Consider the following 15896-nt stretch of genomic DNA (forward strand, 5'->3'; position numbering starts at 1 on the left):
TTTAGTGTCGCTTTCGCAGTAGGTGGGAGAACCGACGTGGATCGGCACTCACCAGGAGTTTACCGCGTCGTACTCGGGCTTCCCGTCGAGTATGCCTGATCGTTGCATTGGTTGCACGACGCTCCTCCCAGCCTTGTGCGTATTCACGGGTAGGGCCCAACACCGCCGGACGGAAGGGCGGGTCGGGCTCATCGTCGAATCGTCGTGACAGAAGCTCGGTTTTCTCGGTCAGGTCGCCCAGTGCGCGCAGGGTCGTCATCCCCTTGACGAACAGGCGGTAACCGAGGTACATGAACATTCCGAGCAGCGCCAACACCAGCACCACCCAGATGACGAGCCACGACCACCAGGGCATCATGCGCCCTGTTCGTCGTAGCGGGCGGCGCCGGCTGCTACCCATTCCGCGACCGCGGCCCGGGCATCCTCGGGGCCGGTGACCGTGATCGAACCGGCGAAGCGCGCGACCAAGCGCTTCAGACCGTGATAGTGCGCGACCCGCACCTTGGTGTGCACGATGTCGCCGTCACGAACTCTGGCCGCCTCGTCGGGGATGTAATCGGCGATCAGCGGCAGTGCGGCGGCCGCGACGTCGACCGAGACCGTGAGATCGTCGGAGGAGCCCTGGAAGAGACGCTCGGGAAGCACGACGCCCGCCGCGTGCTCGCTGATCGGCCGGCCCGTCGAGGCGAGGTGGTCGATGCGGTCGAGCCGGAACGTGCGCACCGCCTGGCGCAGGTGGCACCAGCCGCGCACGTACCAGTCGTCGTTGACGGACTCGATGCGCAGCGGATCGACGGTGCGACGCTCGCCGTCTCCTCGTGCGCTGACATAGTCGAATTCGACCTGCGTGCGTGCGTCGATGGCATCCCGGATCGTCGCCACCGTGTCACGCAGCGACACAGGGGCGACCGCCACCTGGGCGGCGCCCGCGGCCGTTCCGCGCTCCAGCTTGGCCATCAGCGAGGCCATGGCGTCCCGGTCGGCGTGCTCGGGAAGCGAGCCGAGGTACTGCAGTCCGGCGATGAGCGCTGCGGCCTCTCGTGCAGACAGGCGAGGCGTGTCGTCGATAGCCACGGTATGGGTCAGAGAGATGCGATCGTTCTGCTCGAGGTCGTCCCAGTCGATGTCGAACAGGTCGTCTGCAAGATAAGCACGCGACTCGCCTGGCACCCCGGCCACCGCGATGAGGTGAACCGCCTCGCGGATCTGCTTGGGGGTGACGCCGAAGGCCGCGGCGACATCCGTCACCGGAGCGCGATCGTGGTCCATCAGATACGGAATCAGCGAGAGCAGCAGCGCGAGTTTGTCGCGGGCGTCGCGGGGTGCGGTGGTGTCAGCCACTGACGGTCTCCTCTCGATGCGCGGCGAGCGTGGTCTGCAGGCGCTGGAGAACGGCATCCACGAGGGACTGCGGCGACAGCACCCTCGCCTCGGGCCCGTAGCCGGCGAGTTCGTCGGCCAGCAGGGCAAGATCGGAGTAGTGCACCAGGAGGTGGCCGTCGTCGGTGACCTCGGTGTCTTCGCGCTTGCTCAGGCGCAGGCGGGCATCCGTGTCGGGCACGACATCGACCTCGGCCACGTTGCGAAGCCAGATCTCTTCGAGCTGGTCGATGGCGCGTGCCGCGAAGTCGGTGCCGCGGCGGGTGAACGTGGTCTGTGTCACGCGTGGCTGACCGATCACGCGGGAGAGCAGGAAGGTGCGAGGGCCGTCAGCACCCCTGTCGTGGCCCTGCAGCAGCCAGCGGCCGTGGAACTGTACGAGCGCCAGCGGCTCGACGACGCGCTTCGTCGGTGCCGGCTCGCCCGGTTTCAGGTACTCGAACTGGACGACGGCGTTGCGTTCCAGAGCGATCTCGAACGGCCCGAACGCGGCTTCTCTGGTGCGCAGCCGCGGCGCATAGCCGACGACCGGATCGTCGGCCTCGACGCCCAACGTGCGCAGCTTCATGATCGCGCGGCGCGACTCGGCGGACAGCGAACCCTCGCGCCAGACGCGGGCGGCAAGGAGCAGCAGTGTCATCTCCTGCGGCGAGAACGTGATGTCGGACGGAAGGTCGTAGCCGGTCTTCGGGATGCGATAACGCAGCGCCTGATTGTTGCCGGGGTCTCCCGGGTCTTCGACGGTCTCCAACGGGACACCGAGTTCGCGGATGTCGTCCTTGTCGCGTTCGAACTGCCGCTCGAGGGCGCTGTTGTCTCCGCCCTCCCGGTAGCGGGAGTTGTAGCCCTGCACGCTCGAGAGGATCTCGTTCTTCGTCAGTCCCGATTCGGTGGCGACGAGGGCGAGAACAAGCGAGAACAGACGCTCTTCGACCGGCACCCTGTGTTGAGACACGATGCCAATCCTAGAGGCGGCGGGACGAACGGGTGGCGCCCCAGCGCGGCCGGTTGCCGCCGGGCGGTCAGCTACTTCTTCCAGATGCCGAGGATGTCGATGACGAGCGCTGTCGCGCTGCTCCCAGGGGTGACGACGACGATCTGGCTTCCGACCTTCTGTCCCACCAGCCGCTTCAGCACGGATGCCGGCGGCGAGTAGTTCTGTCCCGTCGTGTCGGGCCAGACCACGGGAGAACCGTTCTCCCAGCTCGATGACGCCACGGTGTCCGGGCTGCTCCATGCCACGGCGGTGTAGTTGACGAGCAGCTCGTCCTTGGCCGTCACGGTCTCGCCGGAGCCCTGCTTGAGCACGGCGGACGCCAGGCTGGTCGGTGCGTCGTGCGACGGGATCTTGATACCCGGCTGTCCGTTCGGCGCGAGCACGACGGTGGGCATGCCCGGCTGCGCGGGGCGGGGGGCTCCGGTGGCGCGGCTCGGGAACGCCTTCTTGAGATCGAAGACGAACACCATCGTCGTGCTGCCGGAAAGCCCGACCTGCGATGGGTCGGAGAAGAGTTCCTTGACCGTGCCTGTGACCGCGATGCGCGACCCGACGGTGCTGCACGCCATCGCCTTCTGCAGGCCGGGGAGCGTGCTTTTGCCCGTCGTGTCGGCGCCGGCGACGATGTCGGTCTCGCCCGGATCTCCGAGGGCTGCGCCCGTGGCGCCGTCGTAGTAGGCCACCTCTCCGACGACCAGCTGACCGCTGGAGATCGTGCTGCCGTCGCCCTTGCTGATGATGCTCTTCTGAAGGGTGCTGGAGTGCAACGGCTTCGGGAACGACACCTTCGGGGATCCGAAGTCTCCTGAGGCGTTCACGAGCTTCGAGGCGTCACCCGGCTGAAGGCACGAGCTCGAACCTGCCGCGGTGCATCCGGTCAGGGCCAGCGCGACGAGTGCGGTTGCGGCAAGGAGTGCTGGCACTCTGCGTGCGGGTACTGTGCGCACTGTTCCTCTTTCGACTTTTCTTTCGTTGGGGGCACGGGCGGGCGCTCCGGCATCCCATGCTAGTCGACCGGGTGATGGCTCTCCGCCACGCCGGGATCGTCATCCGACGCCTCGCGCTCGGCCGCGAGCCTGGCTGATTCCGAGGCTTCCCGAACCCGCTTGCGCAGGCTTTTCGGGCTCACCACGCGCTCGCCGAGTGCGCCAGGAGTCCACGCCTCGACGTCCTCTTCGCTGTACTCGCTCTTCGACGCCCTGCGCTTCAGCTCGGGAAGCACCGTGCCCGGTGCCAGGCGGCGCGCAGTGATGAGGAAGCCGGTGTGGGCGATCATGCGATGGTCCGGCCGAACGGCGAGTCCCTCGACGTGCCACCCGCGCACCATCGTCTCCGACGAACTCGGATGCGTGAACTGCTCGGTGCCCCTGATCGCCTCCGCGACGCGGGACAACTGCGTGACCGTCGCGACGTAGCACAGGAGCACGCCACCGGGCTTGAGAGCGGTTGCGCAGGCATCCACGCACTCCCACGGCGCGAGCATGTCGAGCACGATTCGGTCGACGGTGCCCTCAGGCGCCGCGAGCGGAAGCTCCTCCTGCAGATCTCCGACGGTGATCGACCAGGTGTCTGGCACCTGACCGAAGAACGTCTCCACATTGCCTCGGGCGATGTCGGCGAACTCGTCACGGCGCTCGAACGAGGCCAGGCGACCCTCCGGGCCGATCGCGCGCAGCAGCCAGAGTGACAGCGCGCCGGAGCCGACGCCCGCCTCGACCACGTTGGCACCGGGGAAGACGTCCGCCTGCGCAAGGATCTGCGCGGCATCCTTCGGATACACGATCGCGGCGCCACGCGGCATCGACATCACGAAATCGGTGAGCAGGGGCCGCAGCGCGAGATGCTCGACGCCCGCCTCGTTGGCGATCACGGAGCCGTCGGGCTGGCCGATGATCGCGTCGTGCTCGAGCGGACCCTTGTGGGTGTGGAACACCTGGCCGGGAACGAGCGTGATGGTGTGCAGATGGCCGCGGGGACCGGTGAGCTGCACTCTGTCCCCTGCGCGGAACGGGCCGGATGACGCCGGCTGCGGTGTCTTGCTCATGCCACGCGCTCCTCGAACAGGGTGACCAGATCGCCGTAGCCGCGCTCGGCCAGTGTCGGCCAGAGGGTGTGTTCGTCTTCGTTGACGGGCAGCGGGATCATGTGCGGGACACCGATCGCGATGGTGCCCGCCGCAACCGCGGAGGTCAGGCCGTTCATCGAGTCCTCGATGGCGATGCACTGCCTTGCGTCCACCCCGAGCGCGCGCGCAGCATCCAGGTAGGGGTCTGCATACGGCTTCGGTCGCTCCACCTCGTCACCGGTGATGAGCACGTCGAACGCGGGGAACGGGATGCTCGACACGATCTGCTCGGCCATCTCGCGGATCGACATGGTCACCAGCGCCGTCTTGACGCCGTGCTCCTTGATGTCGAGCAGCAGCTCCTTGGCACCGGGGCGCCACGGCACGCCGTGCAGGTCGAGCTGCTCCTGCACGCGACGGGTGAGCGTGTCGACGATCGTGTCGGCGTCGAGGTCGACTCCGTGCTGCTGGAACACCTTCGCGGACTCCCACAGACCGGAGCCGACGAGAAGCAGCGCATCATCATGCGTCCAGCTCCCACCGTGCGCGTGAACGAGCTCGGTTTCCGCCTGCATCCAGTACGGCTCGGTGTCGACGAGGGTGCCGTCCATGTCGAAGAGAACGGCGGAAGGAGCGGCGGAGGTCACGAGCATCCAGTCTAGGCGGCGGCGTGCGGTGACCCGGCCCGGGCTGGTCGTGCGGCCTATCCTTGGTAGACGCGTCCGTGCCGGACGTGCAGGGTGGAATGGAGCGGCTCACAGCGTGACCAACGACAGCGGGATCTTCGACGGGCGCATCCTGGTGGTTGCGTTCGAAGGGTGGAACGACGCGGGCGAAGCTGCCAGCGGCGCGGTGCGCACCCTGAAGGACGCCCTCGATGTGGTGCCTGTCGCCAGCGTCGACCCTGAGCTGTACTACGACTTCCAGTTCAATCGCCCGGTGCTCGCATCGGACGAGGAGGGGCGACGCAGGCTCGAGTGGCCGGGAACCGTCGTCTATGCCCCGGTCTCCCCCGGCGTCCGCGTCGATCCGCTCGAAGAAGACGCCGAGTTCCATGCCAGCGGTTCGGGAGTTGGCAACCTCTATCTTCTGCTCGGCACCGAGCCGTCCCGTAGTTGGAAGGCGTTCACCACCGAGCTCATCGACGCAGCACTGTCCGCGGGCGTCGACGGGGTGGTGCTGCTCGGGTCCATGCTCGCCGACGTGCCACACACCCGGCCGATCTCCGTGTTCGCCTCGAGCGACAACGCAGAGGTGCGCACCGACCTCGGAGTCGAGCGGCCGACGTACGAGGGGCCGGTCGGCATTCTCACGGTGGTGGCGGAGGCGGCGGAAGCCGTTGGCATTCCCACGCTGTCGTTGTGGGCATCCGTACCGCACTACGTGCACAACTCGCCCAGCCCAAAGGCGATGCTCGCTCTCATCGAGAAGCTCGAGCAGATCATCGACGTGACCGTGCCGCGCGGCGACCTGGTCGCCGATTCTGCGGCGTGGGAGAGCGGCATCGACGCGCTCGCCGCCGACGACGAAGACATGGCCTCGTACATCGAGCAGCTCGAGCAGGCCCGCGACACCGTTGACTCGCCGGAGGCCAGCGGGGAGGCGATCGCTCAGGAGTTCGAGCGGTACCTGCGCAAGCGCGGCGACAAAGGCGATGGGCGTGGCCCGGAGGAGCCCTGGCGGCGCGACTGAGGGGCCGCCTCCGGCATCGCTCAGCCCAGATCGATGCCGAGCAGGGCGTCCGCGATCGCGCTGATCAGCTCAGGGTCGTCCGTGCCGGCCGCCGCGGCATCGTCGATCGCAGCAAGTGCGCCGGGCGTGTCGAGGTCATCGGCCAGCCGGGCGCGCACCGTGGCGAGTACCTCGGACGCCGGCACGCCGTTCTCAGTTGAGCGGATGCCCCGCCACCGCTGAAGACGGTGCAGCGCTCCGTCGAGTTGATCGTCGGCCCACTCCCATTCTTCGCGGTAGTGGTGGGCGAGCAGGGCTAGCCGGATGCCCGCAGCCGGCACGCCGTCCGCGAGGAGGTCCGAGATGAGCACGAGGTTCCCCAGCGACTTGCTCATCTTCTCGCCCTGGTACGACAGCAGCCCTGCGTGGCTGTAGACCTTGGCGAGCGGATGCCCGCTGAGCGCGGCGGCGTGCCCGGCACTCAGCTCGTGGTGCGGAAAGGAGAGGTCCGCTCCCCCGCCTTGCACGGTGAAGTCGTGGCCGAGGTGGTCGAGCGCGATGACGGAGCATTCGATGTGCCAGCCTGGTCGGCCAGGTCCGACGACCGATTCCCAGGTCGGCTCTCCGTCGCGGGCGGCCCGCCAGAGCAGCGGGTCGAGCGCGTCGCGTTTGCCGGGGCGATCGGGGTCGCCTCCGCGCTCCGCCGACAGACGCAGCATCTCGTCGCGGTCGAGGTTGCTCTCATCGCCGATTCGCCACGGTGCGACCTTCTCGGCCGCCGCGACGTCGAAGTAGAGGTCGTCGCCCTCGGAGTCCGGCGTGTCGACCGGATAGGCGATGCCTCTGGTGCGAAGCGAGCTCACGGCATCCGCGATGCGATCGATCGACTCGGTGACGGCGACGTAGTCCTGAGGCGGCAGGATGCGCAGAGCGGCCATGTCGTCACGGAACAGCTGGATCTGCTGATCGGCGAGCTCACGCCAGTCCACGCCCGTTGCGTTTGCGCGCTCCAGCAGCGGGTCGTCGACGTCGGTGATGTTCTGCGCGTAGTGCACTTCGAGGCCTGCGTCGAGCCAGACTCGCTGCAGGGTGTCGAAAGCCAGGTAGGTGTTGGCGTGGCCGATGTGCGTCGCGTCGTACGGCGTGATGCCGCACACGTAAAGCCGTGCGATGACGTCGTCGGGCGACGAGCACTGCAGCGATTCGCTCGCGCTGTCGTACAGCCAAGGGGCCGTGCCCGTGCCGGGAAGCGAAGGGATCGGTGGACGGCGCCAGGAATCAGGCATGCAGCACCCCGGTGACGAGCAGGATCATGACCAGCACTCCGATCGCGATGCGGTAGACGACGAACGGCAAGAAACTGTGCCGCGAAATGTACCGCATGAAGAAGGCGATGACGAGGAGCCCGACGGCGAACGCGACGACTGTTGCGCCGAGCGTGTCGATGCCGTTGAAGACCTCAGGCGCGCACGCTTGCGTGAGCGCGGCATGGGAACCAGCGACGCACGGGTCCTTGATCGACTTGTACAGCTCGAAGAGGCCGCTGCCGAACACGGCGGGCATCGCAAGGAGAAAGGAGTACCTGGCGGCGGCACTGCGCTGGTAGCCCATGAAGAGTCCGGCGGAGATCGTTCCGCCTGACCGCGAGACACCGGGCACCAGGGCGAGCGACTGCGCGAGCCCGTAGATCGCGGCGTGACCCCAGGTGAGGTCGGCGACTCGAAGCTTCTTCGCGCCGAACCTGTCGGCAACCCAGAGGACGACGCCGAACACGACCAGCATCACGGCGACGATCCAGAGCGATCGGAACGTGGTCTCGATCGCGTTCTGGAGCAGCACGCCGAGCACGACGATGGGGATGCTGCCGACGATGATCATCCAGCCGAGGCGGGCATCCGGATCGTTCCGCGGGATGCGGCCGAACAGCGCGAGGAACCACTGCTTGATGATGTGCGTCACGTCACGCCAGAAGTAGACGAGCACCGCCAGTTCGGTGCCCAGCTGGATGATCGCGGTGAACGCCGCGCCAGGGTCGCCGCCCGTGCCGAGCAGCTCGCCGACGATACGGACGTGCGCACTCGAGGAGACGGGCAGAAACTCGGTGAGTCCCTGCACGAGGCCCAGAATCAGGGCGTTGACGAAATCCATCGCTCGCTTTCGGGGATGCGGATCAGTAGGTGGCGAGCAGGTCGCGCAGCGCTGCACGGCCGAACACGAGCGAGTCGAGCGGAACCCGCTCGTCGACGCCGTGGAACATGGCTGGGAAGTCGGTGTCCGCCGGCAGCTTGAGTGGAGCGAAGCCGTAACCCGTGATGCCGAGGCGGCTGAGCGCCTTGTTGTCCGTGCCGCCCGAGAGCAGATAGGGCAGCACCGACGCCTCTGGGTCGTGAGAGAGGAGCGCGCCCGTCATGGCATCGACGAGGGGACCGGAGAAAGAGGTCTCCAGTCCGATGTCGCGGTGCACGATCTCGATCTCGATATCGTCGTCCAGAAGCTCGCGCACCCTGGCGAGGGCGACATCCTCTTCGCCCGCGAGAGTGCGGATGTCGACGAGGGCCTCCGCGCGCTCCGGCACCACGTTGTGCTTGTAGCCCGCCTTCAACAGCGTGGGGTTGCTCGTGGTGCGCAGTGTGGCCTGGATGAATCCGGATGCCGTCCCGCTGCGCAGCACCACCTCGTCGGGTCCCAGCGCGACCGGGTCGACGCCCAGGAGGGCGGCGAGTTCGTCGACGAGCTGCGTCGTCGTGTCGGTGAGCCGGATCGGCCACTCGTGGTTTCCGATCGCGACGACGGCTTCTGCGAGCTTGGTGACGGCGTTGTCGCGCACCAGGCGCGAGCCGTGCGCCGCCCTGCCTCTGGCGATGAGCCGGATCCATACAAGGGACTTCTCCCCCGTCTGCAGCAGGTATGCGCGCTTGCCTGCGATGTCGACCGAGTATCCGCCGACCTCGCTGATCGCCTCGGTCGCACCCTCGAAGACCTCGGGATGCCGGTCGACCATGAAATGCGACCCGAGCAGTCCGCCGTCTTCCTCGTCGGCGAAGAACGCGATCACCAGGTCGCGCTCCGGTGCCTCGCCCGCGCGCAGGATGTCGCCGAGCGCGGTGAGGATCATGGCGTCCATGTTCTTCATGTCCACGGCACCGCGACCCCAGAGCAGCCCGTCGCGAATCTCACCGGCGAATGGGTCGAAGGTCCAGTCGGCCGGGTCTGCGGGAACGACATCGAGGTGTCCGTGCACGACGAGCGCAGGCTTCGAGCTGTCTCGTCCGGAGACCCTGGCCACGACGGATGTGCGGCCAGGCTCCGACTCGTAGGTTCGTGGCGACAGGCCGAGTTCGGTGAGCCGCTCGCTGACGTAGGCGGCCGCATCCGTCTCGCCCTTCGACCTGCCCGCGCCCCAGTTCGTGGTGTCTATGCGGATCAGGTCACGGGCGATCTGCGCCGTCTCCTCGAGGCCCTGTTCGGATGAGTTGCCGATGGGGATCTCGCCGGAGATGGTCATGGTGCCAACGCTACCGGCGCGCCAGGCGGGCGACCAATCGGATGGAGCACCGAGCCCGAGAACTGTGGCGCAGCACGCACGGTTCCGACTGTACGGTGCGTCCGTCGCGACGGCCGTGCACGTGATCGGCGGCCGTTTCGATTCGTGCTAATCTCTTACGTCGGCGGCTGATTCATCGGCTACTGAACTGCGCGCGGGTGGCGGAATAGGCAGACGCGCTAGCTTGAGGTGCTAGTGCCCTTTATCGGGCGTGGGGGTTCAAGTCCCCCCTCGCGCACAGATGAAAAGAGCGGGTCCCGACTGGGACCCGCTCTTTTTCACGTATGCCCGAGGTGGTCCCCTTGAACTCGTCGGGTTCGGGTCGACGTGAGCCTAAACTGGCGGCGTGTCGGACCCTCTGCTCCGCGAGGATGCGGTGCAGGCGGCGGCACACGACTGCCGAGGAGTCATCCATGTCCATCGTGAAGACCGTCCGCGAAGAAGACGCCACGGGTGAAGTGGCGAAGATCTACGGCGAAGACATCGAAGAGATCGGATACGTGCCGAGCCACACCAGGGTGATGGCTCTGAATCCGCAGGCCGTTCGTGCGTTCGAGGGACTCGTGCGCACGATTGCGTTGCCTCTCGGAAAACGCAACTACGAACTCGTCACTCTGGCTGCGGCACGCGGTCTGCGTTCGCAGCACTGCCTGCTCGCCCACGGCAGAAAGTCCCTCGCGATCTTCGCGGAGCCCGACCTCATTCGTATCGCAGAGGATTACCACGACGCAGGACTCACCGAGGCAGAAGTCACGATGATGGAGTATGCGGAGAAGGTCAGCACGGCATCGTCCGCGATGACGGATGCCGACAGTCGGCGACTGCGCGATGTCGGGTTCTCCGATGCCGACATCGTGAACATCACTCTCGCTGCCGCCGTGCGCAATTACTACAGCCGGGCCATCCAGGCGCTCGCTGTCGACGTGGACGTCCCAGCCGAACTCAGTCCTGGGCTCAAGGACGCCCTCGTTGGCAGCCTGCAGTAGGGGGCGGCGTCACCCGGCCAGGGTGAGGCGCCTTCTGCCGGCGGGCGGGCATCCGTAGCATGTGCACATGGCGTCGGATCTGCCGATCGGTACACAACTGTCGTCCGCCGAGCCCGCCGTTCTGAGGGCTCCACGCCTGAATCGACACACGTTCTGGTGCGGCCAGAGCGGGTCGGGCAAGACCTACGCACTCGGTGTGCTGCTCGAGCAGGTCCTGCTGAACACCCGGCTTCCGATCGTGGTGCTCGACCCCAACTCGGACTTCGTGCACCTCGACACCGTGCGGGACGATGCACCTGATGCCCAGGCCGGTCAACTGCGCGACCGAGAGATTCGAGTGCTGCACTCGGTACCGGGTCGTGGCGAACCGCTCAAGGTGCGTTTCATGGACATGGACATCCGCTCGCGCGCCGCTGTGCTCGAGCTGGACCCGGTGATCGACGCCGAGGAGTTCAATGCCATGCTCCGGTTCGGATCGGCGTTGATCTCCGAACTGGACGAGCCGCTGGTGCCGTGGTTGCGTGCGAGCGGCGACCTCATGTTCTCCCGCATCGCCACCCGCCTGGAGAACCTCGGCGTCGCCGACTGGGATCTGTGGGCGTGGGGCGCCAGCGACGTCAACGACGTCGTGAGCGAGCAGCCGGATGCCACGGTCGTCGACCTGGGAGGATTCGACACACCGCGGCAGGCGCAGACCGCAGCGCTCGCCGTTCTCGACGGACTGTGGGCACGGCGCGACGAACGCGTCGGGCGTCTCGTCGTCATCGACGAGGCGCACAACCTCTGCTCGCCCGACGCGGCTACACCACTCGAGCGGCTGCTCACCAAGCGGATCGTGCAGATCGCCGCCGAAGGACGCAAATACGGGATCTGGCTGCTGCTGTCGACCCAGCGGCCGTCCAAGCTGCATCCGAACGCGCTCTCGCAGTGCGACAACCTCGCGCTCATGAAGATGAGCTCGACGAGGGATCTCGAGGAGTTGGCTCAGGTGTTCGGCTACGCGCCATCGGACCTGCTGGAGAGGTCACCGCAGTTCACCCGAGGACAGGTTCTGTTCGCCGGGGGCTTCGCGCCCGAGCCGCAGATCGTGCAGATGGGGGCACGGCTCACCCGTGAGGGCGGGTCGGACGTGGCGATTCCGCTGCGCTGAGCCCCTTCGAGAGGAGATCGCATGATCGTCGCAGCCTCGGATGCCACTCAGGCAGCCGGATTCTTCGCAGGCCTGGACCCGTGGGATGTGGCGTTCGCGCTGCTCAGCGTGGCGCTCGGCATCGTCTTCGGCGTTCTTGCCAAACGCGCGACGTCAGCCGTGCTGGCGCGCGTACCGAGCCTGTCGAACACGGTCGCGAACCGCGTGGCGAGAAGCGTTCGGCTTGTGCTCATCCTGCTCGGGGTCGGCATCGCGCTGACGTTCCTCGGTGCGCCGATCCAGCCGGTGATCGCGCTGGCGATCGTGCTCGCCGTGATCGCCGTGCTCGCGCTGCGCGGTGTCGCAGAGAACTACGCGGCCGGACTCGTGATCCAGACCAGGCGCCCGTTCGAGCGAGGAGATGCGGTGCGCGTCGGCGAGTACGAGGGTGTGGTCACCGAGATCAACGGCAGATCTGTGACGCTGCGGCAGTTCGACGGCGCGGTCGCGCACATCCCGAACGCCAGCGTGCTCTCGAGCCCCTTCCTGAACGAGTCGGAGCGCACGGCTCTGCGCTCCGAGGTGCAGGTGCGCGTGCGATACCGGGATCGCGACGATCTGGATGCCGTGGTGGCGGGCATCCGCACTGCCTGCGCCGGCGTCTCCTCGATCGTCGACGGCAAGAACGCCGAGGTACTCTACCTGACTCTCGAGCCGAACCGGGCGACGCTCTCGGTGCGGTATCGGCACAGGCCGACGCATCGCGGGGCATCCCGATCGGACATGGTCGCCGCCGTGCATGCCGCGGTCGCGGATCGGGATGCCGTCGTCACCTCGATGAAGGTCGATCCGCCGCTCACGCCGCCCGCCGCGCTCTGAGCCATCGCAACGTCAGGATGCGAGGGGTTCGATGAGTGATGAATCCAAGGGGTCGACGGTGCGGGAGTTGTTGACCCTGGGATCGACTTCATAACCGACGATCGTGCCCGCGACCTTCTCGGATTCGGCGGTCAGCAGTTGCACCATGTGCTGTTTGCCGTCGTCGTCGAGCTTGTCTGGTGTGAGGAACTCCTCCCAGACGTCGCGCTCGAGGAAGACGGGCATCCTGTCGTGGATCTCCCCCGACGCGTCACGTGCTTCGCGGGTGATGATCGCCGTCGACACCTGCCACTCCTCGCCGATCTTTCTGATGGTGTAGATGCCGGCAGCGGCGAGCAGCCCCCCGTCTCCGGAGTGCAGGAAGTGGGCTCGCTTGCTGCCAGCCTCTCCCGTCCATTCGTAGTAACCGCGCATCGGCACGATGGCTCTCGATGAGGCGAACGCGCCCTTCCAGAGCCCGTTGCTGGTGACAGTTTCGATACGGGCGTTGAAGTTGGGGCGCTTGGAATCCCGCATGAAGGCCGGGTGGAAGTCCCATGTCGCCCCGTCGACGCTACGACGCACCTCTCCCGTCGCCTTGTCGAGGCGTTCACGCACGATCGGCACGACATCCGTCGGCGCGAGCGAATAGGTGGGACGCCAATCGCGGAGGTCGCCTCCTGCGGCGACGAACTCCGTGATCAACTCGTTGACGGTGTCGTCCATGGCGAATCTTCCGCACATGCGAACAGTCTGCTCCACGCCACCGACATCTGCTCCGCGCTTTGTCACGGGAATGATCGCTGCCGGATGCTGTCCGTGGCGGTTTCTAGTCTGCGAAGGAACGCCGTGGTTCCGGTGCGATACCCCCTGCCACCGACATAGCGTAGCCTCGAAGAATAAACCGGTAACGACACGCCGCGTGGTTTGACAGTCTCGAATGAGTGTTCGAGACTGAAGGAGTGACACTTCTCGCTGAACACCCCCTCGAGCAGGCCAAGGCCGACCTCGAGCGGCTGCTCAGCCTGCGCTCTCGCATGGGAGAACTGGAGCGCACCAGGGTCGACGATGCCGTGCTGCACACGGATCAGACGTTGGCTGATCTGCTGCCGGGCGGCGGTCTTCAGCCGGGCGGCGTCTACTCCGTGCAGGAGTCGACCTCGTTGGTGATGGCGCTGCTCGCCGGCCCCAGCTCGGCTGGAGCATGGTGCGCCGTGGTCGGTATGCCGGGCTTCGGCATCGAGGCCGCATCGAGGCTGGGAATCGATCTCGGTCGGCTGGTGCTCGTTCCGAGTCCCGGTGACCGGTGGTTCAGCGTGACGGCGGCGCTGACCGATGCGGTCGGGGTGGTCGTCACCGCTCCCCGCTCACGTGTCGGCGATGCTGAGGCAGCCAGGCTGGCCGCCCGGCTGCGGCAGCGCGGCACGGTGCTCGTCGTGTGCGGCGAGTGGCCTCGGGTGGATGCACGGGTGAGGCTGGCATCCAGCGGATGGGCAGGTGTCGGCGCCGGTCACGGCTACCTCGGCACGCGCGAGGTGACGGTCGCAGTGGAGAGCCGGTCGTGGGGGCGGGAACGCCGTGCCGACCTCGTGCTGCCGTCTGCGGGTGGTCTGCAGCCCGGTCCCCGACCCGTGCTCAGAGCGGTCGGATAGCCATGAGCGGTGGAACAGAGACGGGAGTGAACGCCGCACGCAGCATCGTGCTGTGGTGTCCCGACTGGCCGGTGCGCACGGCGGTGGCTGCAGGACTGGCGGAGGACGGGCATCCGATCGCGCTCATCGACAAGGGGATGGTGTTCGCGTCGTCTGCCGCGGCGCGACATGAGGGTGTACGAAGGGGGCTGCGAGTGCGCGAGGCGCAGGCGCGCTGCGCGGAGCTCACGGTGCTGCCCTACGATGCGACCGCCGATCAGCGGCACTTCGATCCGCTGATGACGGCGATCGAGCAGGCAGTCCCCGGTGTGCAGCCGGTGAGGCCTGGGCTGTGCGCGCTGCGAGCCCGCGGTCCGGCGCGGTTCTATGGAGGAGAAGACGCCGCGGCCGCGGAACTGCTGCGCGTCGCGGCCGAGCACGGCTCCCCCGATGCCTGCATCGGCATCGCGGACGGGCCGTTCGCCGCCGAGCAGGCGGCACGGGCTGCCTCCCGCACCGGTCGGGTGCTGATCGTGGAGCCTGGACGGTCCGCGGAGTTCCTCGCACCTCTCCCCGTCGATGTGCTGGGCGATCCGGCATTCGCGACGTTGCTGCACCGGCTCAGCCTCGACACGCTCGGTGCCGTCGCGAAGCTCACCACGCTCGAACTGGGAGACAGATTCGGTGAGCTCGGTGTGCGGACGCACGTACTGGCGAACGGCTCGGACCGCACAACGGTGGTGCCGAGGGAGCCGCAGGCTCTGCTGGAACGCTCCGCGGAGTTCGAACCGGGGCTGGACCGCGTCGACGAGCTCACGTTCGCGTTCCGGCGAACCGCCGACGACTTCGTGGCCGGGCTCACCGCGGTGAAACTCGTCGCGACGGCCGTCAGGGTGTCGGTGGAGGCGGAATCGGGTGCACAGAGCGAGCGCACCTGGCTGCATCCGAGATGGTTCACCGCGGTCGACGTGGTCGACCGGGTGCGATGGCAACTGCAAGGCTCGGGGATCGACAGCGGCCTCGACTCCCCCGTGGTGCGCGTGACGGTGGCTCCAGAGACGGTCGACGCCGCGTCGCACCACGAAGACGGGCTGTTCGGCGGTGGGCCGGACGAGCGCGTGCACCATGCGCTCTCCCGGGTGCAGAGCATGCTCGGTCACGATGCCGTCGGCACGCCTGCCGTGAGCGGCGGACGCCTGCTCGCCGATCGCGCGGTGCTCGTGCCGTGGGGCGATCGGGTTCCGGATGCCGTCACCAGCGACGCCGCTAAGCCCTGGCCCGGCGCCCTCCCTCCCCCGCTGCCTGCCACGGTGTACTCGCCGACTGTGTCGTGCTCCGTCGTGAGTGCGACGGGCGATCAGGTCGATGTGGACGAGGCGGGGATGCTCACCGCCGACCCCACCGGGTTCTCCGTCAGGGGCAGACCGACGGTGCGGGTGACGGCGTGGGCAGGCCCGTGGCCCGTCGAAGAGCGTTGGTGGGACGAGGATGCCGCGCGCAGCCTGAGCAGACTGCAACTGGTCGACGAGACGGGCGGCGCGTGGCTCGTGCTGCTGGAACGCGGCGCATGGGCGCTGGAGGCACGCTATGACTGAACACACACTGCCCTTCGACTCGCTTCGCTCGCTCAGGGAA

At 67.4% G+C, this 15896-nt stretch carries 16 protein-coding genes and 1 tRNA gene; 7 read left to right on the plus strand and 10 right to left on the minus strand.

All coding sequences use genetic code 11. The annotated features are described in order from the left end of the window. Position 1: 1 nt before the first annotated feature. From MJ603_RS06780 to MJ603_RS06805, 6 genes are all read right to left on the minus strand, one after another. A complete protein-coding gene (locus MJ603_RS06780; protein WP_243062934.1) occupies positions 2-358 on the minus strand; it encodes a hypothetical protein in 357 nt (118 codons plus the stop codon). Further along, on the minus strand, positions 355-1341 hold the full coding sequence (locus MJ603_RS06785) for a YafY family protein (protein WP_243062935.1): 987 nt from the start codon (positions 1339-1341) through the stop codon (positions 355-357). Before MJ603_RS06785 ends, MJ603_RS06780 begins: the two co-directional genes overlap by 4 nt. After that, on the minus strand, positions 1334-2335 hold the full coding sequence (locus MJ603_RS06790; RefSeq protein WP_243062936.1) for a YafY family protein: 1002 nt from the start codon (positions 2333-2335) through the stop codon (positions 1334-1336). The genes MJ603_RS06785 and MJ603_RS06790 overlap by 8 nt, the downstream gene beginning before the upstream one ends. A gap of 71 nt (positions 2336-2406) precedes the next feature. Continuing rightward, on the minus strand, positions 2407-3324 hold the full coding sequence (locus MJ603_RS06795) for a peptidylprolyl isomerase (RefSeq protein WP_243062937.1): 918 nt from the start codon (positions 3322-3324) through the stop codon (positions 2407-2409). Positions 3325-3383: 59 nt separating this feature from the next. Continuing rightward, complete coding sequence (locus MJ603_RS06800; protein ID WP_243062938.1) at positions 3384-4421, minus strand: tRNA (adenine-N1)-methyltransferase; 1038 nt, start codon at positions 4419-4421, stop codon at positions 3384-3386. Further along, entirely contained in the window at positions 4418-5089 is a 672-nt protein-coding gene (locus MJ603_RS06805; protein ID WP_243062939.1) for an HAD family phosphatase, read from the minus strand. The genes MJ603_RS06800 and MJ603_RS06805 overlap by 4 nt, the downstream gene beginning before the upstream one ends. Positions 5090-5204: 115 nt before the next feature. Here MJ603_RS06805 and MJ603_RS06810 point away from each other — a divergent pair, with 115 nt between their 5' ends. Further along, positions 5205-6134, plus strand: a complete 930-nt coding sequence (locus MJ603_RS06810) for a PAC2 family protein (protein WP_243062940.1) — start codon at positions 5205-5207, stop codon at positions 6132-6134. A gap of 20 nt (positions 6135-6154) precedes the next feature. Here the strand turns inward: MJ603_RS06810 and mshC are convergent, their stop codons facing one another. The 3 genes from mshC to MJ603_RS06825 are packed head-to-tail and all read right to left on the minus strand — an operon-like array spanning position 6155 to position 9618. Further along, positions 6155-7399: a cysteine--1-D-myo-inosityl 2-amino-2-deoxy-alpha-D-glucopyranoside ligase gene (gene mshC, locus MJ603_RS06815; RefSeq protein WP_243062941.1), complete on the minus strand. Its 1245-nt coding sequence runs from the start codon at positions 7397-7399 to the stop codon at positions 6155-6157. Further along, the gene (locus MJ603_RS06820) at positions 7392-8261 is read right to left on the minus strand and encodes an undecaprenyl-diphosphate phosphatase (RefSeq protein ID WP_243062942.1); all 870 of its coding nucleotides are present in this window, start codon (positions 8259-8261) and stop codon (positions 7392-7394) included. Before MJ603_RS06820 ends, mshC begins: the two co-directional genes overlap by 8 nt. Before the next feature lie 22 nt (positions 8262-8283). Continuing rightward, on the minus strand, positions 8284-9618 hold the full coding sequence (locus tag MJ603_RS06825) for a M20/M25/M40 family metallo-hydrolase (protein ID WP_243062943.1): 1335 nt from the start codon (positions 9616-9618) through the stop codon (positions 8284-8286). 191 nt (positions 9619-9809) lie between these two features. Between MJ603_RS06825 and MJ603_RS06830 the strand changes: the two genes are divergently transcribed. The 4 genes from MJ603_RS06830 (at position 9810) to MJ603_RS06845 (ending at position 12651) form a co-directional block, all read left to right on the plus strand. Further along, a tRNA-Leu gene (locus tag MJ603_RS06830) sits at positions 9810-9895 on the plus strand. Between the two features lie 175 nt (positions 9896-10070). After that, on the plus strand, positions 10071-10643 hold the full coding sequence (locus tag MJ603_RS06835; RefSeq protein WP_243062944.1) for a carboxymuconolactone decarboxylase family protein: 573 nt from the start codon (positions 10071-10073) through the stop codon (positions 10641-10643). Between the two features lie 67 nt (positions 10644-10710). After that, a complete protein-coding gene (locus MJ603_RS06840; protein WP_243062945.1) occupies positions 10711-11793 on the plus strand; it encodes an ATP-binding protein in 1083 nt (360 codons plus the stop codon). A gap of 21 nt (positions 11794-11814) precedes the next feature. Beyond that, positions 11815-12651, plus strand: coding sequence for a mechanosensitive ion channel family protein (locus MJ603_RS06845; protein ID WP_243062946.1), 837 nt, complete (start codon positions 11815-11817; stop codon positions 12649-12651). Positions 12652-12663: 12 nt separating this feature from the next. On the opposite strand, the gene MJ603_RS06850 is transcribed toward MJ603_RS06845, so the two are convergent. Continuing rightward, positions 12664-13374, minus strand: a complete 711-nt coding sequence (locus tag MJ603_RS06850) for an SOS response-associated peptidase (protein ID WP_243062947.1) — start codon at positions 13372-13374, stop codon at positions 12664-12666. Between the two features lie 218 nt (positions 13375-13592). Between MJ603_RS06850 and MJ603_RS06855 the strand changes: the two genes are divergently transcribed. Then, positions 13593-14282, plus strand: coding sequence for a hypothetical protein (locus MJ603_RS06855; RefSeq protein ID WP_243062948.1), 690 nt, complete (start codon positions 13593-13595; stop codon positions 14280-14282). A gap of 2 nt (positions 14283-14284) precedes the next feature. Next, on the plus strand, positions 14285-15856 hold the full coding sequence (locus MJ603_RS06860; protein WP_243062949.1) for a DNA polymerase Y family protein: 1572 nt from the start codon (positions 14285-14287) through the stop codon (positions 15854-15856). Positions 15857-15896 lie beyond the last annotated feature (40 nt).

The organism is Humibacter sp. RRB41, assembly GCF_022761015.1.
In the GTDB taxonomy this organism is placed as follows: Bacteria; Actinomycetota; Actinomycetes; order Actinomycetales; family Microbacteriaceae; genus Humibacter.